The organism is Streptomyces sp. NPDC001502 (assembly GCF_042894785.1).
Classification (GTDB): Bacteria; Actinomycetota; Actinomycetes; order Streptomycetales; family Streptomycetaceae; genus Streptomyces; species Streptomyces kutzneri.
This window is the reverse complement of sequence record NZ_JBIAVW010000011.1, coordinates 170,810-194,515: the sequence shown is the minus strand read 5'-3', so window position 1 is coordinate 194,515 and position 23,706 is coordinate 170,810. Positions and strand designations below refer to the sequence as shown.

General features: G+C 70.9%; 24 protein-coding genes. 8 read left to right on the top strand and 16 right to left on the bottom strand.

Going from position 1 to position 23,706, the window contains the following annotated elements:
* Window positions 1–3: 3 nt before the first annotated feature.
* The gene (locus ACFY0D_RS21505) at window positions 4–543 is read right to left on the bottom strand and encodes an RNA 2'-phosphotransferase (protein ID WP_390799717.1); all 540 of its coding nucleotides are present in this window, start codon (window positions 541–543) and stop codon (window positions 4–6) included.
* Window positions 544–686: 143 nt separating this feature from the next.
* Between ACFY0D_RS21505 and ACFY0D_RS21500 the strand changes: the two genes are divergently transcribed.
* Entirely contained in the window at window positions 687–1,478 is a 792-nt protein-coding gene (locus ACFY0D_RS21500; RefSeq protein WP_390799716.1) for an aquaporin, read from the top strand.
* 178 nt (window positions 1,479–1,656) lie between these two features.
* Here the strand turns inward: ACFY0D_RS21500 and ACFY0D_RS21495 are convergent, their stop codons facing one another.
* From ACFY0D_RS21495 to ACFY0D_RS21480, 4 genes are read right to left on the bottom strand one after another with little or no spacing between them, the layout of a single operon-like run.
* Window positions 1,657–2,571: a MerR family transcriptional regulator gene (locus ACFY0D_RS21495; RefSeq protein ID WP_390799715.1), complete on the bottom strand. Its 915-nt coding sequence runs from the start codon at window positions 2,569–2,571 to the stop codon at window positions 1,657–1,659.
* A gap of 10 nt (window positions 2,572–2,581) precedes the next feature.
* The gene (locus tag ACFY0D_RS21490; protein WP_390799714.1) at window positions 2,582–3,502 is read right to left on the bottom strand and encodes a metal-dependent hydrolase; all 921 of its coding nucleotides are present in this window, start codon (window positions 3,500–3,502) and stop codon (window positions 2,582–2,584) included.
* Complete coding sequence (locus ACFY0D_RS21485) at window positions 3,499–5,280, bottom strand: SDR family oxidoreductase (RefSeq protein ID WP_390799768.1); 1,782 nt, start codon at window positions 5,278–5,280, stop codon at window positions 3,499–3,501. The genes ACFY0D_RS21490 and ACFY0D_RS21485 overlap by 4 nt, the downstream gene beginning before the upstream one ends.
* Before the next feature lie 5 nt (window positions 5,281–5,285).
* Window positions 5,286–6,155, bottom strand: a complete 870-nt coding sequence (locus ACFY0D_RS21480; RefSeq protein WP_390799713.1) for a M24 family metallopeptidase — start codon at window positions 6,153–6,155, stop codon at window positions 5,286–5,288.
* Between the two features lie 217 nt (window positions 6,156–6,372).
* Here ACFY0D_RS21480 and ACFY0D_RS21475 point away from each other — a divergent pair, with 217 nt between their 5' ends.
* From ACFY0D_RS21475 to ACFY0D_RS21455, 5 genes are all read left to right on the top strand, one after another.
* Window positions 6,373–7,362: an ABC transporter ATP-binding protein gene (locus tag ACFY0D_RS21475; protein WP_351150528.1), complete on the top strand. Its 990-nt coding sequence runs from the start codon at window positions 6,373–6,375 to the stop codon at window positions 7,360–7,362.
* Window positions 7,352–8,239, top strand: a complete 888-nt coding sequence (locus tag ACFY0D_RS21470) for an ABC transporter permease (protein ID WP_390799712.1) — start codon at window positions 7,352–7,354, stop codon at window positions 8,237–8,239. Before ACFY0D_RS21475 ends, ACFY0D_RS21470 begins: the two co-directional genes overlap by 11 nt.
* A complete protein-coding gene (locus ACFY0D_RS21465; protein ID WP_390799711.1) occupies window positions 8,236–9,147 on the top strand; it encodes an ABC transporter ATP-binding protein in 912 nt (303 codons plus the stop codon). The genes ACFY0D_RS21470 and ACFY0D_RS21465 overlap by 4 nt, the downstream gene beginning before the upstream one ends.
* A gap of 15 nt (window positions 9,148–9,162) precedes the next feature.
* A complete protein-coding gene (locus ACFY0D_RS21460; protein WP_390799710.1) occupies window positions 9,163–9,882 on the top strand; it encodes an ABC transporter permease subunit in 720 nt (239 codons plus the stop codon).
* A gap of 83 nt (window positions 9,883–9,965) precedes the next feature.
* Window positions 9,966–10,601, top strand: a complete 636-nt coding sequence (locus ACFY0D_RS21455; protein WP_390799709.1) for a rhomboid-like protein — start codon at window positions 9,966–9,968, stop codon at window positions 10,599–10,601.
* A 56-nt stretch (window positions 10,602–10,657) separates the two neighbouring features.
* Here ACFY0D_RS21455 and ACFY0D_RS21450 read toward each other — a convergent pair whose 3' ends face one another.
* On the bottom strand, window positions 10,658–11,314 hold the full coding sequence (locus ACFY0D_RS21450; RefSeq protein WP_390799708.1) for a response regulator: 657 nt from the start codon (window positions 11,312–11,314) through the stop codon (window positions 10,658–10,660).
* Between the two features lie 10 nt (window positions 11,315–11,324).
* Window positions 11,325–12,320 (bottom strand): sensor histidine kinase, encoded by a 996-nt coding sequence (locus ACFY0D_RS21445; protein WP_390799707.1) that lies wholly within the window; start codon window positions 12,318–12,320, stop codon window positions 11,325–11,327.
* 164 nt (window positions 12,321–12,484) lie between these two features.
* Here ACFY0D_RS21445 and ACFY0D_RS21440 point away from each other — a divergent pair, with 164 nt between their 5' ends.
* Window positions 12,485–13,027 (top strand): hypothetical protein, encoded by a 543-nt coding sequence (locus ACFY0D_RS21440; RefSeq protein ID WP_390799706.1) that lies wholly within the window; start codon window positions 12,485–12,487, stop codon window positions 13,025–13,027.
* Between the two features lie 137 nt (window positions 13,028–13,164).
* On the opposite strand, the gene ACFY0D_RS21435 is transcribed toward ACFY0D_RS21440, so the two are convergent.
* The 9 genes from ACFY0D_RS21435 to ACFY0D_RS21395 form a co-directional block, all read right to left on the bottom strand.
* Window positions 13,165–13,977 carry an HAD family hydrolase gene (locus ACFY0D_RS21435; RefSeq protein ID WP_390799705.1) on the bottom strand — a complete coding sequence of 271 codons (813 nt, stop codon included), beginning with the start codon at window positions 13,975–13,977 and terminating at the stop codon, window positions 13,165–13,167.
* A complete protein-coding gene (gene serS / locus ACFY0D_RS21430; RefSeq protein ID WP_390799704.1) occupies window positions 13,974–15,251 on the bottom strand; it encodes a serine--tRNA ligase in 1,278 nt (425 codons plus the stop codon). Before serS ends, ACFY0D_RS21435 begins: the two co-directional genes overlap by 4 nt.
* A 526-nt stretch (window positions 15,252–15,777) precedes the next feature.
* Window positions 15,778–16,713 carry a prephenate dehydratase gene (pheA, locus tag ACFY0D_RS21425; protein ID WP_030713748.1) on the bottom strand — a complete coding sequence of 312 codons (936 nt, stop codon included), beginning with the start codon at window positions 16,711–16,713 and terminating at the stop codon, window positions 15,778–15,780.
* Window positions 16,714–16,755: 42 nt separating this feature from the next.
* A complete protein-coding gene (gene efeB / locus ACFY0D_RS21420) occupies window positions 16,756–18,042 on the bottom strand; it encodes an iron uptake transporter deferrochelatase/peroxidase subunit (protein WP_390799767.1) in 1,287 nt (428 codons plus the stop codon).
* Window positions 18,039–20,102 (bottom strand): copper resistance CopC/CopD family protein, encoded by a 2,064-nt coding sequence (locus tag ACFY0D_RS21415; RefSeq protein ID WP_390799703.1) that lies wholly within the window; start codon window positions 20,100–20,102, stop codon window positions 18,039–18,041. The genes efeB and ACFY0D_RS21415 overlap by 4 nt, the downstream gene beginning before the upstream one ends.
* A 22-nt stretch (window positions 20,103–20,124) precedes the next feature.
* Entirely contained in the window at window positions 20,125–20,586 is a 462-nt protein-coding gene (locus ACFY0D_RS21410) for a copper chaperone PCu(A)C (RefSeq protein ID WP_390799702.1), read from the bottom strand.
* Complete coding sequence (locus tag ACFY0D_RS21405; RefSeq protein WP_390799701.1) at window positions 20,583–21,236, bottom strand: SCO family protein; 654 nt, start codon at window positions 21,234–21,236, stop codon at window positions 20,583–20,585. Before ACFY0D_RS21405 ends, ACFY0D_RS21410 begins: the two co-directional genes overlap by 4 nt.
* 69 nt (window positions 21,237–21,305) lie before the next feature.
* Window positions 21,306–22,031: a YcnI family protein gene (locus tag ACFY0D_RS21400; protein ID WP_390799700.1), complete on the bottom strand. Its 726-nt coding sequence runs from the start codon at window positions 22,029–22,031 to the stop codon at window positions 21,306–21,308.
* Window positions 22,032–22,139: 108 nt separating this feature from the next.
* On the bottom strand, window positions 22,140–22,967 hold the full coding sequence (locus ACFY0D_RS21395) for a hypothetical protein (RefSeq protein WP_390799699.1): 828 nt from the start codon (window positions 22,965–22,967) through the stop codon (window positions 22,140–22,142).
* A gap of 210 nt (window positions 22,968–23,177) precedes the next feature.
* On the opposite strand from ACFY0D_RS21395, the gene ACFY0D_RS21390 reads away from it, so the two are divergent.
* Window positions 23,178–23,621, top strand: coding sequence for an ATP-binding protein (locus ACFY0D_RS21390; protein ID WP_109779343.1), 444 nt, complete (start codon window positions 23,178–23,180; stop codon window positions 23,619–23,621).
* Window positions 23,622–23,706: the final 85 nt, after the last annotated feature.

Sequence of the window (23,706 nt, the reverse complement as noted above, 5' to 3'; positions counted from 1 at the left end):
GAACTACTGGAAGCGCAGGAACTGCGGCGGTACGGCGTCCACCAGCCACACCCCGTTGGCGCTGATCCGGAAGACGTGTCCGGCCGCTCGCATCGCCCCGGCGTCCACGCTGAGCACCACGGGTCGGCCGCGGCGCGCGCCGACCCGGGTGGCGGTCTCCCGGTCGGGGGACAGGTGCACATGGTGGCGGGCCATCGGGCGCAGGCCCTCGACGCGGATCGGCTCCAGGGCGGCGGCGACGGTGCCGTGGTAGAGGTACGCGGGCGGTTCGGCCTCCGGCAGGCCCAGATCCACGGCGACGGTGTGCCCCTGGCTGGCCCGGATCCGGGTGCCGTCGACGGCGAACCGCTGCTTGTCGTTGGCGGCGACGACGTGGTCGAGCTCGGCCCGGCTGAAGTGGAAGCCGTGCGCGGCGGCCGCGCGCAGCAGGTCGTCGATCTCCACCCAGCCGTGGGGATCGAGCACCAGTCCGATCCGTTCCGGCTGGTGTCGCAGGTGTTTCGAGACGTACTTCGACACCTTCACGGTGCGTCTTTCATCCATGGCTCCAGCGTGCCCGGTCGGGCGGCCTCGCGGCACGGATTTTCCGGGGGCGGCCGGTGGTGACAGGTGGTGGACACCCCCTATCGCTCTTCCAAGATGCGGAATATATTTTCCGCTGCCACTTCTGTTCAGAGGGAGAAAACATGACAGCCCAACCCTCACTGTCACGCCGCGCCGCTGCTGAGCTGGTCGGTACCGCCGGCCTGCTCGTGGTCGTGATCGGCTCGGGGCTCAAGGCCGCCGAGCTCAGCCGCGACACCGGTGTCGCCCTCATCGCCAACTCGTTCGCCTCGGCCATCGGCCTCGGGCTGATCATCACGATCTTCGGGCCGCTGTCCGGCGCCCACCTCAACCCGGTGGTCACCCTCACCTCCTGGTGGTCCCGACGGACCGGCGGCGAGGGCCTGGGCGGCCGCGAGGCGCTCGTCTACACCGTGGCCCAGAGCGCCGGCGCCATCGGCGGCGCCCTCATCGCGGAAGTCATGTTCGGCCGGACCCCGGGCACCTTCGCCACCCAGGTGCGCGACGGCGGTCACCTGCTCATCGGCGAGGTCGTCGCCACCGCCGGCCTCGTCCTCCTGATCCAGGGCCTCGGCCGGATCGGACGCTCCAGGCTCATTCCGGCGGCGGTCGCCGCGTACATCGCGGCCGCGATCTGGTTCACCTCCTCCGGTTCCTTCGCCAATCCGGCGGGCACCATCGGGCGCAGCTTCAGTGACTCCTTCACCGGCATAGCCCCCGAGTCGCTGCCCGGATTCGTCGGCGCCCAGCTGGTCGGCGGGATCCTCGGTCTGGCCCTGGCCGCCCTCCTCTACGGGACCGGAACAGGGACCGGGAGCAGGACCCGGACCAGGTCCCGGTTCGGCCGGGGCGCGAAGCCGGCGCCGGTGGACGGAGCGAGCCCCGCCAAGGCGGCGTACGAGACCGTCGGGTGAGACGGAGGCTCAGTTGCCCACAGGAAAAGGGGACTTGTCCACAGCCGTTTGGGTGGGTTTTGACGGCAAACACGTGATCCGCCCTGTGGAACCTGTGGACCGGACCGGGACCGGGCCGGGACCGGGCCGGACCCGACCGTGCGTGCCCGGCCCTCCGCCCTGACCACCCGCCCGGGTGTCACCGATCGCCGCGGCGCGCCAGATCGTTCATCGTCCGGGCCTGGAGCTCCCGCTCCGTCGCGGCCCGGACGAACTCCGCCACATGGTCGGCACCCACCAGTTCCTGCACCGCCCGTACCGTTCCGGCCGGCAGTGCCACCGGCGAGGGCCCCGTCGGCCCCGGCGCGCCGGCCGACCCCAGGTGCCGCTGGAGGTGCCGGGTCGCGAAGAGCCGCATCGCCCGCGCCAGCTCCGCGTCCACGGTCTGCTGGGCCAGCGGCCGCAGCCGCCGCACCATCGTCGCCGCCTCCGCCGCGTCCGCGTCCGTGGGCGGCACCTGCCCGAGGTAGCGCGCGAAGACGTGCTCGGTGGTGAACTCCAGGAACCGCGAGGCGATGTGCTCCACTTGTCCCCGCAGTTCCCGCAGGTGTCCGGTGATCGCCGGCAGCGGTACCCCGGCCGCGTACAGCTCGGCGGCCACCGCCAGCTCCTGCGGGGAGGGCACCAGGAACTGGTCCGGGCGCCCCGGGATCCGCTCCAGCACCCCGAGCTCGCACGCCTCGTCCACGGCGTCGTCGTCCGGACGGCCGCCGAACCGCTCGTTCAGCTCCTCCCGGCTGATCCGGGCCGCCTCCTCGTCGGTCCACGGCCCGTGCACCTCGGCGACCAGCCCGAGTACGCCGCCCAGACCGCGCCCCGCGTCCCAGGCCTCCAGCAGTTCCTTGATGGAGGCCAGGGTGTAGCCGCGGTCCAGCAGGTCGGCGATCTGGCGCAGCCGCGCCAGATGCGTGTCCCGGTAGACGTTGGAACGGCCCCGCCGCTCCGGTTTCGGCAGCAGGCCACGGTCCTGGTACGCCCGGATCGTGCGCACCGTCGCCCCGCTGTGGTGCGCCAGATCCTCGATCCGGTACTCGGCTACCGCCTGATCGGACAATCCCGGCTCCCTACGACATCGCGGCTCGGCCGACCGCGCCCGCCGCGGCCCGGGCGGCAGGTGAAGCCGCAAGGTACTCGACCGCCCTGCGCAGCGAGCCCTCCTGCGAGGGATGGTACGACCGCCGGAAGTAGCGGGGTATGGCCATGCCGAGCTCTCTCCACGGAGGCAGCAGCCCCTTGGCCACCGCGCGGTTGTGCGCGCCGAGCGAGTAGCGCAGCCGGCCGCCCAGTTCCGGGTCGTTGCGTATGAGGTACGAGGCCCCCCACACCCACAGCCACGCCAGCACGGGCGCGACCACGACCATCCCCTCGACGCGGCGCGCGTAGCGGGGCAGACCGGATCCCCCGCAGTGCTGGTACATGTCGAAGGCGACGGAGCGGTGCTCCACCTCCTCCGCCCCGTGCCAGCGCAGCAGGTCCAGCATGATCTCGTCCGCCCCGGCCCGGTCGAGCCCGTCGGCCCGCAGCACCCAGTCCCCGAGGACCGCCGTGAACTGCTCGATCGCGGCGACCACGGCCAGCCGGAAGCGCAGCCACTCCCGTGCCGTGACCGGCGCCCCGTACGGCGGGGTCTCACCGAGCAGTTTCTCGAAGAGGAAGTCCACGTGCCGCGTGTACGCCTCCGTCGGCAGCCGCTGCTCGGCGAGGTGGTCCAGAACGTAGGAGTGCTGCACGCTGTGCGTGACCTCCTGGCCCATGAACCCCTTGACGTCACTGCGCAGCTCGGGGTCGGTGACCAGGGGCAGGCCCTCCTTGAGGACCCTGACGAACCACCGCTCCCCGGCGGGCAGCAGCAGGTGCAGCACGTTGATGACGTGGGTGGCGGTGGGCTCGTCCGGTATCCAGTGCAGGGGGGTGGTCTTCCATTCGAAGGCCACCCGGCGCGGACCGATCGGGTGCCGGCCGATCCGGTCCGCGGCCCCGCTCACAGCTTTGGCTCCAGCCTCGCGATGCGCCGCAGGGTGCGCGGGGCGAAACGGGACATCCACAGGGCGCCCTTGGACTCCGGAGTCACGGGCACGACGGCCTCGTTGCGCACCACCGCCCGCAGGATCGCGTCGGCGACCTTCTCCGGCGGGAAGTTGCGCAGCCCGTACAGCCGCGAGGAGCGCTCCTGGCGGCGCTTTTCCTCGGCCTCGTCCACCCCGGCGAAGCGCGAGGTGGCGGTGATGTTGGTGTTGACGATGCCCGGGCAGATCGCGGAGACGCCGATCGACTTCGAGGCCAGTTCCGCGCGCAGGCACTCCGACAGCATCAGCACCGCGGCCTTCGAGGTGCTGTAGGCGGGCAGGGTCCTGGACGGCAGGTATGCGGCGGCCGAGGCGGTGTTGACGATGTGCCCGCCCTGGCCGCGCTCAGCCATCTGCTTCCCGAAGATCCGGCAGCCGTGGATGACGCCCCACAGATTGACGTCCAGGACCTTCTTCCAGTCCTCAGCCGTGGTGTCGAGGAAGGCGCCGGACAGGCCGATCCCGGCGTTGTTGACCAGGACGTCGACGATTCCGTACTCGGCGGCGACCTTCGCCGCGAGCTTCTCCATCGCCTGCTCGTCGCTGACGTCCACGCACTCGGCCCAGGCCTCGGCGGCGCCGACGAGCCGTGCCATGTCGGCCGTCCGCGCCGCGCCTTCCGCATCGCGGTCGACGGCGACCACCCGGGCCCCGGCCTCGGCGAAGGCGAAGGCGGTCGCCCGGCCGATGCCGCTGGCCGCGCCGGTCACCAGGACCAGCTGGCCCGCGAAGCGGTCGGCGTACTTGCCCGGGGCCTTCTGCTCCGGTGCCCGCGTCGCGGGCTCTTCCCGGTCGGTGACGAATTCGGTGATCCAGGCGGCCAGCTGGTCCGGCCGGGTCCGGGGCACCCAGTGCTTGGCGGGCAGGGTCCGCCGCAGCAGGTCCGGGGCCCACCGCTCCAGACCGTCGTAGAGCCGCTCGGACAGGAAGGCGTCCCCGGTCGGGGTGATCAGCTGCACCGGCGCGTGGGCGTACGCGTCGGCGCGCGGCCGGCGCAGCCGCGGCCGCACGTTGTCGCGGTAGAGCCAGGCTCCGTGCGCCGCGTCCGAAGGCAGCGAGGCCGTCGGATAGGAGCCGGCCGGCACCTTCTCGATGCGCTGGAGCATCGCGGGCCACCGCTTGCCGAGCGGCCCGCGCCAGGCGAGTTCCGGCAGCACGGGGGTGTGCAGCATGTAGACGTACCAGGACTTGGCGCCCTGGCCGAGGAGCTGCGCCGCCGCCCGCGGGGTGGGCCGCGTCATCCGCTTCTTGATCCAGTGCCCGAAGTGGTCGAGGGAGGGCCCCGACATCGAGGTGAAGGAGGCGATCCTGCCCTCGGTGCGGGCGACCGTGGCGAACTCCCAGCCCTGTACGGAGCCCCAGTCGTGGCCGACCAGGTGCACGGGCCGGTCCGGGCTGACCGCGTCCGCCACCGCCAGGAAGTCGTCGGTCAGCTTCTCCAGGGTGAAGCCGCCGCGCAGCGGCTGCGGCGCGGTGGAGTGCCCGTGGCCGCGTACGTCGTAGAGCACCACGTGGAAGCGGGTCGCGAGCCGCTCGGCGACCTCCGACCAGACCTCCTTGCTGTCCGGGTAGCCGTGCACCAGCACCACGGTCGGCCGGTCCGTCTCACCGAGCTCGACGACGCACAGCTCGATCCCACCGGTGCTCACCGTGCGCTCGCGCGCACCCGCCAGACCCACCACTCCCACTCCCGCCATGTCGCTCATGCTGCCTTCTCCTCGGCCCAGCGCCGCACGTGCGGCAGATCGTCGTCCAGCCAGAACGCGCTCTCCTCGGGGTCCCGGGAGTCGGTGACGACCAGGATCTCCTCGAACTTCGCGCCGGTGCCCCGGAACCCGAGGTGCGGTTCCACCGCCCACAGGCCGGGCTGCGGCGGATGGTCGGAGAAGTGGTACGGGCTCCACAGCGGGGACCAGCCCTCGCGGTGCCCGTGCAGGGCATCACTGGCCAGTCCCTTGAGGGACTGGGTGCCGAAGCCGAAGGCGGTCGGCGACCAGCGCCGCTCCTTGACCCGGTCGATCTTGTGCGCGATCACGCCGAAGGGATAGGCCCGGTGCCGGTTGGCGTACCCCTGCCGGGTCATCAGCCGTTCGACGTTCTCGTAGATCTCGCGCAGGGAGCGGCGCTCGCGCACCTGCTCCAGGATCAGCACGCGGTGCGCCTGGAGATCGGACATGAGCCGGTCCTGCACCGGGTTGAGCCCGAGGCTGCCCGAATAGCCGATGTCCGCCGAGTACCCCTTGTAGACCGGTGCCATGTCGAGGATGAACGGCATCCCCGGCTCCAGCTTCCGGTTGGTCGGGAAGAACTGCAGCGGGATCCTGAAGTTCGCGAAGGCAGTGCGGTCCCCGAACCAGGCGAAGGGCAGGTGGAACCAGTCCCGTACCCCGCGCTCCCGCAGCCAGTCGCGCTGCATCCGCGCGGCCTCGCGCTCGGTCACCCCGGGCCGCAACTGGGCCGCGACGGCCTCGGCGCACTCGTAGGACAGACGCTGCACCTCTCTGAAGCCGCTCAGGTCGGCGGAGCGTCGTCCGGAGAGTCGCGCGGTGCGTTGCTTGGTGTCCCCAGCCATGTCAGCCCGTCCATCCGTGTAGCCGTACGCGCACGTAAGTTGACACTGATGAATGTGACAATGACCGGAGATCACGTCAAGGGTCGTGCACGGACCTGTGGACAAAGTTGTCGGGTCCACATCAGCCTCCAGTACGGGCATGTACGCCTGAAGGCTGAGACGGGATCCAGCTCCAGGTCTGACGTTTCACGGGAGCCGCGCCACTAACGTCGAACCCGTGACTGTCATCGCGACCGAAAGCCTGAGCAAGCGGTACCCCCGAGTGACCGCCCTCGACCGGCTCTCCCTGGACATCGGGCCTGGTGTGACCGGCCTCGTTGGTGCCAATGGAGCCGGCAAGTCCACGCTGATCAAGATCCTGCTGGGACTGTCCCCCGCCACCGAGGGCAGCGCCGCCGTGCTCGGCCTCGACGTCCACACGCATGGCAGCGCCATCCGTGAACGCGTCGGCTACATGCCCGAGCACGACTGCCTGCCACCCGACGTCTCGGCCACCGAGTTCGTCGTCCACATGGCGCGCATGTCCGGGCTGCCGCCGACCGCGGCCCGCGAGCGCACCGCCGACACCCTGCGCCACGTCGGACTGTACGAGGAGCGCTACCGTCCCATCGGCGGCTACTCCACCGGCATGAAGCAGCGCGTCAAGCTCGCCCAGGCCCTCGTCCACGACCCCCAGCTGGTCCTCCTCGACGAGCCGACCAACGGCCTGGACCCGGTCGGCCGAGACGAGATGCTCGGCCTGATCCGCCGGATCTACACCGACTTCGGCATCTCCGTCCTGGTCACCTCCCACCTCCTCGGAGAGCTGGAGCGGACCTGCGACCACGTGGTCGTCGTCGACGGCGGCAAGCTGCTGCGCTCCAGCTCCACCAGCGACTTCACCCAGATCACCACGACCCTCGCGGTCGAGGTCACCGACTCCGACACCCACCCGGACGGCACCGCCGCCCTGCGCAAGGCGCTCACCGAGGCCGGCGTCACCCTGCACGTCGGAGAGGAGCAGGGCCTGCCCGGAGCCGGTCACATCCTCCTCGTCGAGGCCACCGGCGAGCAGACGTACGACACCGTCCGCGACACCGTCGCCGACCTGGGCATCGGCCTGGTCCGCATGGAGCAGCGCCGTCACCACATCGCGGAGGTCTTCCGCGACAACGACCAGCCCTCGCCCACCGTCCAGCAGAAGGGAGCCGGTTCCGATGGCGCCTGACACCTCGACCCAGATCCACAACATCGGCTACCGGTCCTACGACGGACCCCGGCTCGGCCGCGCCTACGCCCGCAAGTCGCTGTTCTCGCAGTCCCTGCGCGGCACCTACGGACTCGGCCGCTCCGCCAAGTCCAAGGTCCTCCCGATGATCCTCTTCGCGGTGATGTGCGTACCCGCACTGATCATCGTCGCGGTCGCCATCGCGGTGCCCGGCTCCACCGACCTGCCGATCAAGTACACGACGTACGCCCTGACCACGCAGGTGATCATCGGTCTCTTCCTCGCGTCCCAGGCGCCGCAGTCGGTCTCGCGGGACCTGCGCTTCAAGACGGTGCCGCTCTATTTCTCGCGGCCCATCGAACGGGTCGACTACGTCGTGGCCAAGTACGCCGCCATGGCCTCGGCCCTGTTCATCCTCACCGCGACCCCGCTTCTGATCATGTGGATCGGCTCGCTCCTCGCGAAGTTCGACTTCGCCGACCAGACCAAGGGATTCGGGCAGGGACTCGTGTCGGTTCTGCTGCTGTCGCTGCTCTTCGCGGGCCTCGGCCTGGTCATGGCCGCGCTCACCCCGCGCCGCGGGTTCGGCGTCGCCGCGATCATCGCGGTGCTCCTGATCCCGTTCGGCGCGGTGACCGCGATCCAGGGCATCGCCTCCAGCACCGGGAACACCGGAGCCATCGAGTGGATGGGCCTGTTCTCCCCGATCACCCTCATCGACGGCGTACAGACCGCGTTCCTCGGCGCGACCTCCGCCTTCCCCGGCGGTGAGGGCCCCTCGGCCGGCACCGGCGTCGTCTACCTGCTCGTCGCCCTCGGCCTCATCGCCGGCTCCTACGCCGCCCTGATGGCCCGCTACCGGAAGGCCGGGCTGTGACCACCATCGACATCGACCACACCTCCCGCTGGTTCGGGAACGTCGTCGCCGTCAACGACGTGACCATGAGCATCGGCCCCGGCGTCACCGGGCTGCTCGGTCCCAACGGCGCCGGGAAGTCCACCCTCATCAACATGATGGGCGGCTTCCTCGCCCCCTCCACGGGCACCGTCACCCTCGACGGCGCACCGATCTGGCAGAACGAGCAGGTCTACAAGCAGATCGGCGTCGTGCCCGAGCGCGAGGCCATGTACGACTTCCTCACGGGCCGGGAGTTCGTCGTCGCCAACGCCGAACTCCACGGCCTCGACGACGCGGCCGCCCACCGGGCGCTCGCCACCGTCGAGATGGAGTACGCCCAGGACCGCAAGATCTCCACGTACTCCAAGGGCATGCGCCAGCGCGTGAAGATGGCCTCGGCCCTCGTCCACGATCCGTCCGTACTGCTCCTCGACGAGCCGTTCAACGGCATGGACCCGCGCCAGCGCATGCAGCTCATGGACCTGCTGCGGCGCATGGGCGACGAAGGACGCACCGTCCTGTTCTCCTCCCACATCCTGGAGGAGGTCGAGCAGCTCGCCTCGCACATCGAGGTGGTCGTGGCCGGCCGGCACGCCGCCTCCGGCGATTTCCGCAAGATCCGCCGACTGATGACGGACCGCCCGCACCGCTACCTCATCCGCTCCTCCGACGACCGGGCCCTCGCCGCGGCCCTGATCGCCGACCCCTCCACCGCCGGCATCGAGGTCGACCTCAAGGAAGGCGCGCTGCGCATCCAGGCCGTCGACTTCGGCCGCTTCACCGAGCTGCTGCCCCGCGTGGCCCGGGAACACGGCATCCGGCTGCTGACGGTCTCGCCCTCCGACGAGTCCCTTGAGTCGGTCTTCTCCTACCTCGTCGCGGCCTGAAAGGAGCTGGCACCCATGTACGAACCCACCGTCGCCCGGCTCACCTACCGGGCCCTGCTCGGCCGGCGCCGCGCGCTGATCCTCCTCGCGCTGCCCGCCCTGCTGATCGTCATCGCCCTCGTCGTCCGTGCCTTCGTCGGCGTGGACGACAAGGTGGCGGCCGACCTCCTCGGGGGCTTCGCCCTCGCCACCATGGTTCCGCTGATCGGTGTCATCGCCGGCACCGGAGCCATCGGACCCGAGATCGACGACGGCTCCATCGTCTACCTGCTCGCCAAGCCGGTGAAGCGTCCGACGATCATCATGACCAAGCTGACCGTGGCGATCGCCGTCACGATGGTCTTCTCGGCGATTCCCACCCTGATCGCCGGATTCATCCTCAACGGCAACGGCCAGCAGATCGCCGTCGCGTACACGATCGCCGCCCTCGTGGCCTCGATCGCCTACAGCGCGCTGTTCCTGCTGCTCGGCACCGTCAGCCGGCACGCGGTCGTCTTCGGCCTGGTCTACGCCCTGATCTGGGAGTCGCTCTTCGGCAGCCTGGTCTCCGGAGCCAAGACCCTCAGCGTCCAGCAGTGGGCCCTGTCCGTCGCAGAGAAGGTCGCCGGGAACGGGTACGTCGACGCCACCGTCGGCCTTCCCGCCGCCGTGATCCTGCTCTGCGCGGTCACCGTCGGCGCCACCGTCTACGCGGGCCAGAAGCTCCGCCGCCTCACCCTGGCGGGCGAGGAGTAAGTCCCGCCGCAGCACACGCGAACCTGTGCCCCGCCCGGCCCACCGGCCAGGCGGGGCACAGGTTCGCGCGGCATCATCGGTGCATGGTCGCGCACACCGAGCCGGAGCCGTCCAGGCCACTGCGGTCCTGGATACGCTCCTCGCCCGGAACGCACATCTGGCTGCTGATCATCGCGGTCACCAGCATCATCGTCGCGATCGCACCCGACCAGGTCGACAGCGTCCTGCTCCACCGCAACAGCAGCAACATCAACCAGCTCGTCAAATACCCCGTCCGGGCACTCGTCAGCAGTGCCTTCTGGATCGCGAACCCGGCCTCTCTCGCCCTCTACGCCGTGCTCTTCGAGCTGTTCCACGCCCCCGTCGAACGCTGGCTCGGCACCCTGCGCTGGCTCCTGATCGTCGCGACCGCCCACGTCGTCGCCACCCTGGTCAGCCAGAAGATCCTCCTGACGGCCATCCAGGACCACCGGGCCCCGCACAGCATGACCCACGTCGTCGACATCGGTGTCAGCTACGGGCTCGCGGCCTCCATCGGCGTCCTCACCTACCGGCTCCCCGGTCCCTGGAGATGGTTCTACCTGGCCGGAGCGGTCGCCTTCTTCGGGATGCCCCTGGTCACCGGCGGCACCTTCACGGACCTCGGCCACGCCATCGCACTCTCCGTCGGCCTGCTCGCCTGGCCGCTCACCCGCAACGTTGTTTCACGTGAAACATGACGAGGATCCAGGGGGTGTCCAGTGCTGTGACCCGGTGAACCTTTCCGGTCACAGCACTAGCCCGCCTCGGCCTCCGGTTCCGCTGTGGCGACACCGTGCTCCCAGGCCCAGGCGGCGATTCCGACCCGGTTGCGGGCCCCCAGCTTGGCCTGGACGTTCGCGATGTGGGTCTTGGCCGTCCCCGCGCTGATGAACAGTTCCGCGCCGATCTCGGCGTTGGTGAGCCCCCGCGCCACCAGGCGCACGATCTCCACCTCCCGCTCCGTCAGCGGATGCGCCACCGGACGGGAGACCGGACCCGCCTGCGTCAGCCGGCTCAGCAGCCGCACCGTGATCTGCGGACTGATCAGCGTGTCCCCCGCCATCGCCGCCCGCACCCCCTCGATGAGCAGCGCAGGCCCGGACCGCTTCAGCAGAAAGCCGCAGGCGCCGTTGCGCAGCGCGGTGTGCACGTACTCGTCCAGGTCGAAGGTGGTCACCACCATCACCCGCGTCTGCGGCGCCAGCAGCCGGGTCACCTCCAGCCCGTCGAGCCGCGGCATCCGGATGTCCGCCAGCACCACATCGGGCCGCAGTTCCCGGGCCAGCGCCACCGCGCTCTCCCCGTCCGCGGCCTCCCCCACCACGGTCATGTCCGGCTGTGAATCGAGGATCAGCCGGAAACCGCTGCGAATGTCCTCTTGGTCGTCGGCTATCAGGATGCGTGTGGTCACGCCGCCATGATCACCCGAGGGTGTGCTCCTGCGCCGGGAAGACGGCGCAAACCCGCCACCCGCCGTCGGCGCTCGCCCCGGCCTGCAGCGTCCCGCCCGCCGCCTCCACCCTGCCGTGCAGCCCGGCCAGCCCGGTTCCGCTCCGCCGCCGCAGCCCCAGTCCCCTCAGCCCGCCCGCGCCACGGGCCGGCGCGGAGTTGGCCACGCTCAGTTCGATCCCCTCTGCGGCCCGGAGCAGGCGCACCCGTACGACCGCCGCCCCGGGCGCGTGCCGGCGTACGTTCGTCAGGGCCTCGACAGCCACCCGGTAGGCCGTGGTGTCCGCCTCCCGTGACAACTCCCTGACCGCCGCCGGATCGGCCTCCAGCACCCCGCCCTCGAACCGCTCCACCAGCTCCGGCAGCTCCGAGGTCCCGGGGACCGAGGCGGACCGCGCACCAGCCGCCTCCCGCAGCGCGTGCACCGTCCGGTCCATCGAGGCGAGCGCCCCGAGCCCCGCCGCCTCGATCCGCTCCAGCGCGCGGACCGCCTGCTCGGGGTCCTTGTCCGCCACGAACCTGGCCGCCTGGGCCTGCACCACGATGGCGCTCACGTCGTGCGCCACGAAGTCGTGCAGATCCCGGGCCAGTTCCAGCTGCTGGTCGCGCCGGCCGTCCCGGACGGCCTGGCGCATCCGGCTCGCCTGACGGCGCAGATATCCCCCGGCCGCCAGGGCCCCGAGCGCGGGCACCGCCCAGAACGCCGCCGCCCCGCAGACCTCCAGCCACGACGCCGTCCCCCACATCAGCGGTACCGGCCACACCGCGACGGCCGTCACGCCCAGCGAGGCCGCGACGGACCCCGAACGCACCGGGGACCAGCGGGCCACCAGGGCCAGCAGCGGCAGCAGCAGACCCACCCAGATCAGCAACCACGCCGGGGGTGCACCCAGGAACACCGCGAGGAGGCCGACGGCGCCGGCAAGGGCCAGTAACGGGGCATAGACGGCACGGAGGTTGACGGTCATGACCCGACCCTACGAGCGAACCCCGGAGACCGGCCATCTGCCGATCGGCAGAGCAGCGCCGACGTCATGGGACCCGCCGGCCTGCTGATCGGCGGATGGTTTCGAAAGCCTCGCCCGACCAGGCTTGAGTCATCAACCGGCAGCCCCTGCAAAGGACTTGGCAGATGACCTCCAACACCGTCGTTCGCGCCTCGCAAGCCGTGCCCGGAGTCTCCCCGCGGCTTCGCCGGCTCGCCCGGCTCACCTCGCTGACCGTGCTTCCCAGCTGCGTGTGGCGGCTCGCGATCGCGGTCGGCATTCCCATGGGCTGGGGCCCGGGCAGCGATATGCACCACTCGTACTACCCGGGTCCCGGGTCCCTGGTCCTCATCTTCGTCTGCGTCCTGCAGGAGTGCCTGGGCCTGTTGAGCCTCGGTCTGGTCCAGCGCTGGGGCGAGCAGGTGCCCGCCTGGATCCCCGTACTGGGCGGACGCCGGATCCACCCCCTGGTGGCGGTGGTTCCCGCGGCGCTGGGCGCAATCGCGCTCACCGGCATCACGGTCCTGGGCGCCTGGACCTGGAGCGAGACCAACGCCGCGAATCCCGATGCCCCCACCGGGCTCGCCCTGCGGATCTTCGACCTGTCCTACGCGCCGCTGTTGCTCTGGGGCCCGCTCCTGGGCATCCTCACCGTCGCCTACTGGCGCCGCCGCCGGGTCCACGGCTGATGCGCGGAAATTCGCTGGTAAGGGACCTGCGCCGGGTGCAGAGTGAGTCGTGCGGGGAGCAACAAAAGGTCCGGGGCAGCCACTTCGAGCGCGCCTCGCGGCGCGGGCTGTCCCGGACCTCTCCTTCGCCGTGCGCGCTACGCGGCGCCCAGCAGACGCTCCAGCACCACCGCGATGCCGTCCTCCTCGTTGGAGGTCGTCACCTCGTCGGCCACGGCCTTGAGCTCGGCATGGGCATTGGCCATCGCCACCCCGTGCGCGGCCCAGCCGAACATCGGGATGTCGTTGGGCATGTCACCGAAGGCGATCGTCTGCGCCGCCTTCACTCCCAGCCGGCGCGCGGCCAGCGACAGGCCCGTGGCCTTGGTCAGCCCCAGCGGCAGGATCTCGACTATGCCGGGACCCGCCATGACGATGTCGACCAGGCTGCCCACGGTCTCCCGGGCCACCTTGACGAGCGCGTCGTCGTCCAGCTCGGGGTGCTGGATGTAGAGCTTGTTCAGCGGAGCCGTCCAGAGCGCCTTGGTGTCGTCCAGGTAGATGGCCGGAAGGCCTTCCTGCACCTGGTACCCGGGCCCGAACAGGACCTCGCCGTCCACCCCGTCCCGGCTGGCCGCCAGGGCCAGCGGACCGATCTCGGCCTCCAGCTTCGACAGCGCCAGACCGGCCAGCTGCCGGTCCAGCGTCACCGAGGTCAGCAGCCGGTGCGCACCCGCGTCGTAGACCTGTGCGCCCTGCCCGCAGACGGCGATCCCCTTGTAGTTGAGATCGTCCAGTACGTGCCGTGTCCAGGGAACGGCCCGACCGGTGACGATGATGTGCGCCGCGCCCGCCGCGGTGGCCGCGACGAGCGCTTCACGGGTGCGTTCCGAGACGGTGTCGTCGCCGCGCAGCAGCGTGCCGTCGAGATCGGTCGCGACGAGCTTGTACGGGAACGGGGCCGGGCTCACTTGGTGATCGGCTCCAGGACCTCGCGGCCGCCGAGGTAGGGACGGAGCACCGGGGGCACCCGTACCGAACCATCGGCCTGCTGGTGGTTCTCGAGGATCGCGACGATCGTGCGCGGTACGGCGCACAGCGTGCCGTTCAGCGTGGACAGCGGCTGGGTCTTCTTGCCGTCGCGGTAGCGGATCGACAGGCGGCGGGCCTGGAAGCTGTCGCAGTTCGAGGCGGAGGTCAGCTCGCGGTACTTGCCCTGGGTGGGGATCCACGCCTCGCAGTCGAACTTGCGCGAGGCGGAGGAGCCCAGGTCACCGGTGGCGACGTCGATCACCTGGAACGGCAGCTCCAGGCTGGTCAGCCACTGCTTCTCCCATTCCAGGAGCCGCTGGTGCTCGGCCTCGGCCTCCTCCGGCGCGACGTACGAGAACATCTCGACCTTGTCGAACTGGTGGACGCGGAAGATGCCGCGGGTGTCCTTGCCGTATGTACCGGCTTCGCGGCGGAAGCACGGGGAGAAGCCCGCGTACCGCAGCGGCAGCTTCTCGGCGTCGATGATCTCGTCCATGTGGTACGCGGCGAGGGGGACCTCGGAGGTGCCGACCAGGTAGAAGTCGTCCTTCTCCAGGTGATACACGTTCTCGGCGGCCTGGCCGAGGAAGCCGGTGCCCTCCATGGCGCGCGGGCGGACCAGCGCCGGGGTCAGCATCGGGATGAAGCCGGCCTCGGTGGCCTGGGCGATGGCCGCGTTCACCAGCGCCAGCTCCAGCAGGGCGCCCACACCGGTCAGGTAGTAGAAGCGCGAGCCGGAGACCTTGGCACCGCGCTCGACGTCGATGGCGCCCAGCAGCTCGCCGAGCTCCAGGTGGTCCTTGGGCTCGAAGCCCTCGGTGGCGAAGTCCCGGATGGTGCCGTGCGTCTCCAGGACGGTGAAGTCCTCTTCGCCGCCGACCGGGACGTCCTCGTGCACGATGTTGCCGAGCTGGAGGAGAAGCTGCTTGGCGGCTTCGTCGGCCTCGTTCTGCTCGGCCTCGGCGGCCTTGACGTCCTGCTTGAGCTGTTCGGCCTTCTTCAGCAGCTCGGCCCGCTCCTCGGGAGAGGCCTTGGGGATGAGCTTGCCGAGCGACTTCTGCTCATTGCGCAGTTCGTCGAAGCGCATGCCGGAGGACCTGCGGCGCTCGTCGGCGGAGAGCAGTGCGTCGACGAGTTCGACGTCCTCTCCACGGGCGCGCTGCGAGGCGCGGACACGGTCAGGGTCTTCACGGAGCAGCCGGAGGTCAATCACCCCTCCAGGCTACCGGGCTACGCTTCCTGGGATCACACCGATATCACGCTGCGTGTCGCTATGTCCCAATTGCAACGAATGGATAAGTCTTGACGGCTGACCGGAAGTGGCCCTTCTCGGAGCGTCAATAAAAGCGGTCCCATTCCCCGAAAAGGGGCAGAATGCCGGCGGTCGAGCGGGCCCTGAGCAGGCCCGGAGGGGCTTCTTGTCCACAGGAATTGCCGCGGGCCGGATCTTATCCACAGGCTGTGTGCCGTCTCTGTGGACACAGGAATAGATCATTCCTGATCGGTGGATGGCCGGGACGAATCAGGGTTCAAACCACCCTCACACACTCATTCGGGTGGGAATGACTCGCCCCAAAGAGTTGATCGGCGATACGGGGGTGACACCGTTCACCTCCCGCTCCCCAGAGCGAAACCTGAGCCACCCGGGCGATTTGTCGACCTTGTCGTGCCGTTCTGTCGACTTGTCCCCAGGTCCCCATCTCCGCCTGTGGATAACTCTGTGGACAGTGGACGACGTCCTACGCCCGCCCGTCGAGGCAACGCCCCAGCCAGTCGGAGGCGGCCGTGAAGTCACCGTCGGAGGTCCCGGGCCGAGGAGCCCGGACATCACTCTGAGCGACACCGGCCCGCGGGTAGGACCCGAGGAAGCGGACCTGGGGGCAGGTCCGCTTGAGGCCCATGAGCGCCTCGCTGACCCGCCGGTCGGAGATGTGGCCCTCGGCGTCGACGGCGAAGCAGTAGTTGCCGATGCCCTGCCCGGTCGGACGGGACTGGATCAGCATCAGGTTCACCCCGCGGACCGCGAACTCCTGAAGGAGCTCCAGCAGCGCACCGGGGTGGTCGTCGCCGAGCCACAGCACGACGGAGGTCTTGTCCGCACCGGTCGGCGCGGCCGGCCGGGCCGGGCGTCCCACCAGCACGAACCGGGTCTCGGCGTTCTCCGCGTCATGGATCTCGGTCACCAGCGGGACGAGCCCGTAGGTGGCGGCGGCGAACTCGCCCGCGAAGGCGGCGTCGAAGCGTCCCTCCTGGACCAGCCGGGCGCCGTCGGCGTTCGAGGCGGCCGACTCCCACACCGCGTCGGGCAGGTTCGCCCGCAGCCAGTTGCGCACCTGCGGCTGGGCGACCGGGTGCCCGGTGACGGTCTTGACGTCCGACAGGGCGGTCCCGGGCCGCACGAGCAGCGCGAAGGTGATGGGCAGCAGCACCTCGCGGTAGATCATCAGCGGTTCGCCCGAGGCCAGCTCGTCGAGGGTGGCGGTGACCCCGCCCTCCACCGAGTTCTCGATCGGGACGAGGGCAGCGGCCGCCTCGCCGTTGCGCACGGCGTCCAGAGCGGCCGGGACCGACACCATCGGGACCAGTTCCCGGGTCGCGGCTTCCGGCAGGGTGCGCAGGGCGGCCTCGGTGAAGGTGCCCTCGGGACCGAGATACGTGAAGCGGGTGGCTGACATGCGATCAGCCTAATGCCGGGGTGCCGCCCGCCGGATCGCTGTTCATCCTTCGAGCAGCCGCTGCCCCACGTACTCGCCGCTGCGGGGGCCGGGCGGAACCGCGTACAGCCCGCTGGACTCGTGCCGGATGAACGCCGACAGCGCGTCGCCGCGGTCGAGCTTGCGCTGTACGGGTACGAATCCGCGCAGCGGATCGGCCTGCCAGCAGACGAAGAGGAGCCCCGCGTCGGGGGCGCCGTCCGGGCCGATCCCGTCGTGGAAGGAGAAGGGCCGCCGCAGCATGGCGGCCCCGCCGTTCTGCTCGGGGGCGGAGATCCGGGCATGGGCATTGGACGGGATGACGGGCTTCCCGTCGGCGCCGAGCTTGTCGAGCGCCATCTCGGTGGTCTCGCCGCCGCCGGTCAGGGGGGCGCCGGTGGCCTTCGTGCGGCCGATGACCTGCTCCTGCTGGGCGAGGGACTGCTTGTCCCAGTCGTCGAGGAGCATGCGGATGCGCCGGACGACGGCGTACGAGCCCCCGGCCATCCAGGCGTGTTCGGCCGGCCCGGGGCCCGCGCCGGGAACGAAGATCCGCTTGTCGAAGTCGGGCTCCGAGGGCTTCGGGTTGCCGGTGCCGTCGACCTGGCCCATCAGGTTGCGGGCGGTCATCGGGGTGCCGGTGGCGCCGGGAGACCGGTTGAAGCCGTTCATCTGCCAGCGGACGCGGGCGGCCTCCCCGGCGTCCTTCTGCAGGGCACGCAGGGCATGGAAGGCGACGAGACCGTCGTCGGCACCGATCTGGACCCACAGGTCGCCGTTGCTGCGCTGGGCGTCCAGCCGGTCCGAGGAGAAGTCCGGCAGCGGGTCGAGGGCGGCGGGACGGCGGGCGGTGAGGCCGGTGCGCTCGAAGAAGGAGTGACCGAAGCCGAAGGTGACGGTGAGGGAGGACGGGCCGGCGTCCAGGGCGATCCCGCTGTCGGAGGTCGAGGCAGGCTCGCCCGCCATCAGCCGCCGGGCGGTGTCGGACCAGCGCCGCAGCAGCGCGGCGGCCTCCGTACGGCCCGCCCCGGCGGTGAGGTCGAAGGCGACCAGGTGTCCCTTGGCCTGCAGCGGGGTGGTGATGCCGGCCTGGTGGTCTCCGTGGAACGCCACCTGGGTGGCGCCCAGGGAGGCCGGACTGCCGGTCGCGCCGGGGGCGGAGCCGCTCCCGGAGTCCTCCAGTGCGGAGTGCGCCAGGGCGCCGCCCGTCGCTCCGAGGGCGATTCCGACGGCGCCTGCGGCGCCGACGGTACCCAGCAGCCTGCGCCGGGAGATCTCGATGTCGGGGTTGCTCTCGGTCACGCTGGTCAGCCGATCTTCACGGTCTTCTGGACGGTGGTTTGGTCGATGTCGGAGGTACGGACGGTCACGTCGATACGCCACTCACCGGCGAGCGGCAGCTGGACACCGGATGCGGTCCAGTGCCCGGGGGCCGCCTGCTCGGGGACGAGCGGCAGGGGGCCGATGTCCTTGGCGGGAAGGGTGAAGGCGACCTTGATCTCGGGGAGGTCCAAGGGGGTGCCGTCGGCGGAGTCGGACCAGAGGTGCAGGGTGTTCGCGCCGACCCGTCCCGGGTCGAGTTCGAGCCGGACGGAGCCCTTGCCGTTCGCACCGCCGGTGTCGAAGGGCAGGGTGATCTTGACGGCCCGGTCGGGGACGGCGGTGGCGGTGGAGCCACGGCCCGTCTCCTGTTCCACGGTCCGCCCGGGCTCGGTGCTGGTGAGCACGGTGGTGACGGCGAGCAGGATCACGGCGATGGCCGCCTCGGCGAGGACCGAGCGGCGCAGGCCGGCGCGGTCCGGGTCGGCGTCCCGCACCCGCTTTTCCAGCGCGCTCTCGCGTGCGGCTCGCTGCCGGGCGAGCTGGGCGGCGCGCTCCGGGTCCGCAGGGACGGGCACGGGCACGGGCTCTGTTTCACGTGAAACACCGGAGCCTTCCGAGCCGGCGCCGGAGGCCGTTTCACGTGAAACATCGTCCGAGGTCCGCCCGGCGGCGGCGGTCGTGGCGTCCGAGGCGTCCGCCGGGGCATCGGCGAGCCGCGCTGTCCACCTGCGGGAGACGAAGGCGATGCCGAGGAGGACGGCGACCAGGCCGATCTTCAGGAGCAGCAGCTGCCCGTACTCGGTGCCCGTGAGGGCGGACCAGCTGCCGAGCTGGCGCCAGGACTGGTAGACGCCGGTGACGGCGAGCACCAGGACACTGACGAAGGCGACCCGTGAGAAGCGCCGGACGGCCGCGCGCTCGATCCCGGGGACCTTGTGGAGGGTGACGAGCAGCGCGGCGAGACCACCGAGCCACGTGGCGACGGCCATCAGGTGCAGGATGTCGGCCGGCATGGCGATACCGGGCTGGATCCCGGTGGAGGCGTGCTCCGAAAGGGCCCAGGTGGCGGCGATACCGCCGGACACGACGGCGCCGCCTATGGCCAGCCCGAAGGTGAGATCGCTGGTGTCGTCCGGCCTCTCGGCCCCCTCGGCCCCCTCGGTCTCGTCGGACCCGTCGTTCTCCCCCTCGGCCCGGTCGGCTTCATCGGGTCCGAGGCCCGCCACGCGGCGCGCGTAGACGCCGAAGAGGACCGCGACGAAGAGGGCGGCCGCGCCCAGCAGGAGCAGCCTGGAAACGAGCGAGGCCCCGGTCTTGGTCTGCAGGACGGCCCGGAGCCCGTCGAGATCGAAGACATCGGAGAAGTTGCCGGACCCCGTGTACGGGGTCCGCAGCACCAGCATGGCGAGGGTGGCGGCGGTCAGGGTGACCCAGGCGCGCACGACGAGCTTCTGGAGCGGTCGTTCGGCGGCGCCCCTGCGCCAGCACAACAGGATGAAGGCGGCGCCGCCCACGAGGACGGTGAACCCGGCGTAGGCGGCGTAGCGGGCGATCCCGTACGCGATCCCGACGGGCCCGCCGCCCGCCTGCGTGGCGGGCAGGGTGACATCGGTGGCCGAGGGCGCGCCGATGGAGAAGGTGAAGGCGCCGGAGATCGGGTGGCTGTCGGCCGAGACGGCCTGCCAGGCGACGGTGTAGGTGCCGTCCGGCAGCCCCGTGTGCAGCGCGGTGCCGTAGCGGACGGTGTTCCCGCTGCACATGTCGCGCAGTTCACCGGTGTCCACGCGTTTGCCCTGGGGATCGAGCACGCGGATGGAGTCGTCGCCCAGGGCGACCTGCTCCGAGAAGGAGAGCGTGACCTGGGCGGGCGCCGTGGCGACCACCGCCCCGTCCTTGGGGTCGCTCGCGGTGAGTGCGGCGTGCGCCGTGGCCGGTGAGGCCGCGGTGAACAGGGTCGCCAGCAGAGCTGCGAGGACCAGCGCGAGCCGCGGCAGGACTGCCGTGGCACGGGCGCGGGCCGTGGATGGGGCGGGGGCGGTGGCCGTCATGGCGTGTCAGCTCCTCGGTGCGTCAGTGGGCGTTGCCGGACGGGTTGTACGTCCGGTCCTTCACGTCCAGCTCGACCTTGACCGGAGCGGCCTTCTCGAAGCGGAGCTCGACGGTGACCTTCTCGCCGACCTTGGGAGTGCTCTTGAGCCCCATGAACATGATGTGGTTGCCGCCGCGCTCCAGCCGGAGCTCGCCGTTCGCCGGCACGTCCATCGACTGGACCTGCTGCATCTTCTGGTCCTTGGTCTCGTGGATCTGGAGATCGTCGGAGAGCGAGGAGGTGACGCCGGTGAGCTTGTCGGCGGTCTCGGAGCCGTTCTTGATGACCATGAACGCGCCGGCCATCTTGTCGTTCACGGGCTGGGGCATGAAGGCACCGCTGACGGCCATCTTCGGCTCGGCCTCGCCGGAGCAGCCGGATATGGCGAGCACTGCCGTCAGGGAGAGGGCGGCGGCGAGAGTGCGGGTGGTGCGGGCGTTCACGGGTTCTCCCCCTTGATGAGCTTCGGCAGGTCCTTGGTGTAGTCGTCGACGGTGGTGCTCTCGCCGTAGAGGACGTACCCCTCGTCGGTCTTGGGTGAGAACGCGATGACCTGGGCGCCGTGCATGGAGACGGGCTTGCCGTCGGGCCCCGTCGTGGCGGCCTCGATGCCGATGCCGAGCGTGCGTGCGGCGGCCTGGATGGTCGCGAAGTTCCCGGTGAGTCCGATGAAGGACGGGTCCTGCGACTTGAGCCACGCGCCGAGGGACTCGGGAGTGTCCCTCTCGGGGTCGGTGGTGACGAAGACGACCTGGAGGTTGTCCTGGTCGGCCTTGGGGAGTGCCTTCCTGGCGACGGCGATGTTGCTCATCGTCAGCGGGCACACGTCGGGGCAGCTGGTGTAGCCGAAGTAGATGAGGGTCGGCTTGCCCTTGGTCTGCTCGCGCAGGTTCCACGGGTTGCCGGTGGTGTCCGTGAGGACGAGCTCCGGCTTGGTGAAGGGGCGGTCCAGGAGGGTCGCGGCCTTGGCGGTGCTCTGACCGCCGGAGATCTGGGTGACTCCGCCGGTCTTGGCGGGCTCACCGCCGCAGGCGGTGAGGGTGAGTGCGGCCGCCGCGAGCAGCGCGGCGACCGTCACACGTGTGGTGCGCATGAAGAAATGTCCCTGGGATCGGGGATGCTACGGACGTTTCGGAACGGCAGCGCCGATGGGCGCGGCAGGTCAGGCGGAGCGGCGGCGCGAGGCGATGCCGAAGGCGACACCGCCGAGTCCGACGACGATGCCGGCGATGCCGAGGACGCGCGCGGTGGTGTCGGAGCCGTGATCGGCGGCGGCCTTGTCGTGGCCGTGCTCGGCGTCCTTGTCGGCGTTCTTCGGCTCGTCGGCCTTCGCACCGCTGCCGTGGTGGTCGTCGCCCTTGGGGGCGGTCAGCTTCAGGACGGGCGCGGGGTTCTGCGGCTCCGCGGCGCCTTCCTTGGCCTCCTCGATCCAGCGGACGACCTCGCCGTTGTCGTACGTCTGGATGGACTTGAAGACCATCTGGTCGGCGCTCTCGGGCAGCTTGCCCACGGAGAGCGGGAACTGCTGGAACTTCCCGGGCTCGATCTTGCCGCCGGACCAGGTCACCTTGGTGACGGCCTTGGTGATCTGCTTGCCGTGCACGGTGAGCGGCGTGGCGAGGTCGCTCGTCTCGACCTTCACGGTCCAGCCGGGAACGTCCTGCGGCATCACGGAGCTGAGCGGCTGGTCGATCGGGAAGTTGACCTCCAGCTGGGTGGTCGACGCGTTGTCCCGCTCGTTGGGGACCTTGAAGTTGATCGTCGCGTAGCCGCCCTTGGCCGCCTCGCCCGCGGGCTGCACGCCGACGTGCGCGAAGGCAGGGCCGGAGAGGACGAGGACGGAACCGGCGGCGATGGCGGCGGCGAGGGAGACGCGAGAGGTCTTCATGGCAGGAACACTCCACGGAAGCAGTGGTGGCGATGGCTCCGCGCACGGGCGCGCGCGGAGTTCGCGGCACCGGTATCCCGCTCTGTGTCCGGGAAGGAGGGTGCCGCGTCAGGCTGCGAGGGCGAGTGCCACGGGTGGGCCGCGCCGGATCACCGTGTGCTGGAGTGCTTCCCGCCCCGTGCAGAGGGCGGGGTCGGACCCGGTCCGCGGGTCCTGCGGGGTACGGGTGGCCGAGCCCGGGAGCCCGGCGCCGAGGGCGCGTACGAAGGCCAGTGCGGCGCGCAGCGGGCGCATCGGGGCGGCTTCGGCGGAGCGGCGGGACAACTCGACCAGCCGGAAGAGCGCGGCGTCGCCGCGGCCGAGCAGCCAGCCCGCGGCGAGTGCCGCCAGCAGGTGGCCGGCCAGCATGGCCGGGCTGAACAGGCCGGTCGCGGGCGCCTCGGTGACGGCCCGGGCCACGTGCGCGCCGTGCCCCTGCGCCACGACCTGCCCGGCCTGTGCCGTCTGCCCGGCGAGGGCGGCCGGGTCCAGGCCGGCGGCCTCCAGGATCTGCCGGGCGTCGGCCGGGCTGAGCGGTACGGAGTTCCCCCCGCACACCAGCCGCGCGGCGAGCTCGGCGAGCGAGGCGTCGGCGGAGCCGGCCGGTGCCTGCGCGGCCGCGGCGCTGTGCTGGCCGAGACCGAACATCGCATGCAGGCCGAGTTGTCCGGCGGCGAGCCCGGCGGCGATGCCGGGCAGCGACCGCCGACGGCCCGCGAGCGGAGCGGCAACCGTGAAGACGGCGAGGAAGCCGAGACAGAGCGACCACCAGGGCACGGTGGTGCAGGACGCCAGGGCGTGACCGGTCGCGGACAGCACGACACAGACCGCGGTGAACACCGCGGCCCGGATCAGCCGGAGGCCGGCTCCGGCGTGCGTCGCGTGGGGGTCAGACATGGCCGGGCCATCATCGCACTGCGTTCATGCCCTTCATACGGCAGGTCCGGAAGGTCCGCATGAGTCCTCTGTGCGAGGACCGTCCGAGTCCGCCGAGGGCAACCGCATACACCGCTCCTTGGGAGGGCCGCGTCGGCCGGACGGGCGTATTGAGGTCTCGGACGGCCGCAGGGCGCTTACGCCCCCTCGCGGGCGGCAATACGTAACCGTATGAGCATCTGGTGGTCTCTCCACTTGAGGCGCGAAGCCGCGAGCGTGCCGCTCGCCAGGCGACTGCTGCTGGGGACGATGGAGACCGCGGGGGTGGACCCGGACATCTCCTTCGATCTCTCGGTGGCGCTGAGCGAGGCGTGTGCGAACGCCGTGGAGCACGGCGGGGGTGGCGAAATCCCGGACGATACCGAGGCGTACCACGTCACGGCCTATCTGGACGGGGATTGCTGCCGTATCGAGGTGACCGACTCCGGTCCGGGGTTCCCGCCCGCGACGGTGGCCCGCCGCAGACCCTCCCTGGCCGAACACGGCCGGGGCCTGCACCTGATCGCCGAACTCGCCGACCACGTCCGCTTCCGCAACCGGCCGGGCCGCGGCGCGGTGGTGAGCTTCGACAAGATGCTGAAGTGGCGCGACGACGCGCTGCTGAAGGTGTCGTAGGCGTTGTCGGCCTCATAGGTGTCGTAGGTGTGGGCGTCGTGGGTGTCCTGGGAACGCCGATGGGCGGGACCCCTTACGGGAATCC

Excerpts from the sequence above, each read along its gene's own strand:
- ACFY0D_RS21455 (WP_390799709.1), top strand. The coding sequence starts at position 9,966 with ATGGTCGCGCACACCGAGCCGGAGCCGTCCAGGCCACTGCGGTCCTGG.
- ACFY0D_RS21445 (WP_390799707.1), bottom strand. The coding sequence starts at position 12,320 with ATGACCGTCAACCTCCGTGCCGTCTATGCCCCGTTACTGGCCCTTGCC.
- ACFY0D_RS21400 (WP_390799700.1), bottom strand. The coding sequence starts at position 22,031 with ATGAAGACCTCTCGCGTCTCCCTCGCCGCCGCCATCGCCGCCGGTTCC.
- ACFY0D_RS21500 (WP_390799716.1), top strand. The coding sequence starts at position 687 with ATGACAGCCCAACCCTCACTGTCACGCCGCGCCGCTGCTGAGCTGGTC.
- pheA (WP_030713748.1), bottom strand. The coding sequence starts at position 16,713 with ATGTCAGCCACCCGCTTCACGTATCTCGGTCCCGAGGGCACCTTCACC.
- ACFY0D_RS21480 (WP_390799713.1), bottom strand. The coding sequence starts at position 6,155 with ATGGCTGGGGACACCAAGCAACGCACCGCGCGACTCTCCGGACGACGC.
- ACFY0D_RS21440 (WP_390799706.1), top strand. The coding sequence starts at position 12,485 with ATGACCTCCAACACCGTCGTTCGCGCCTCGCAAGCCGTGCCCGGAGTC.
- ACFY0D_RS21470 (WP_390799712.1), top strand. The coding sequence starts at position 7,352 with ATGGCGCCTGACACCTCGACCCAGATCCACAACATCGGCTACCGGTCC.
- ACFY0D_RS21485 (WP_390799768.1), bottom strand. The coding sequence starts at position 5,280 with ATGGCGGGAGTGGGAGTGGTGGGTCTGGCGGGTGCGCGCGAGCGCACG.
- ACFY0D_RS21390 (WP_109779343.1), top strand. The coding sequence starts at position 23,178 with ATGAGCATCTGGTGGTCTCTCCACTTGAGGCGCGAAGCCGCGAGCGTG.
- ACFY0D_RS21415 (WP_390799703.1), bottom strand. The coding sequence starts at position 20,102 with ATGACGGCCACCGCCCCCGCCCCATCCACGGCCCGCGCCCGTGCCACG.
- ACFY0D_RS21395 (WP_390799699.1), bottom strand. The coding sequence starts at position 22,967 with ATGTCTGACCCCCACGCGACGCACGCCGGAGCCGGCCTCCGGCTGATC.
- ACFY0D_RS21405 (WP_390799701.1), bottom strand. The coding sequence starts at position 21,236 with ATGCGCACCACACGTGTGACGGTCGCCGCGCTGCTCGCGGCGGCCGCA.
- ACFY0D_RS21505 (WP_390799717.1), bottom strand. The coding sequence starts at position 543 with ATGGATGAAAGACGCACCGTGAAGGTGTCGAAGTACGTCTCGAAACAC.
- ACFY0D_RS21460 (WP_390799710.1), top strand. The coding sequence starts at position 9,163 with ATGTACGAACCCACCGTCGCCCGGCTCACCTACCGGGCCCTGCTCGGC.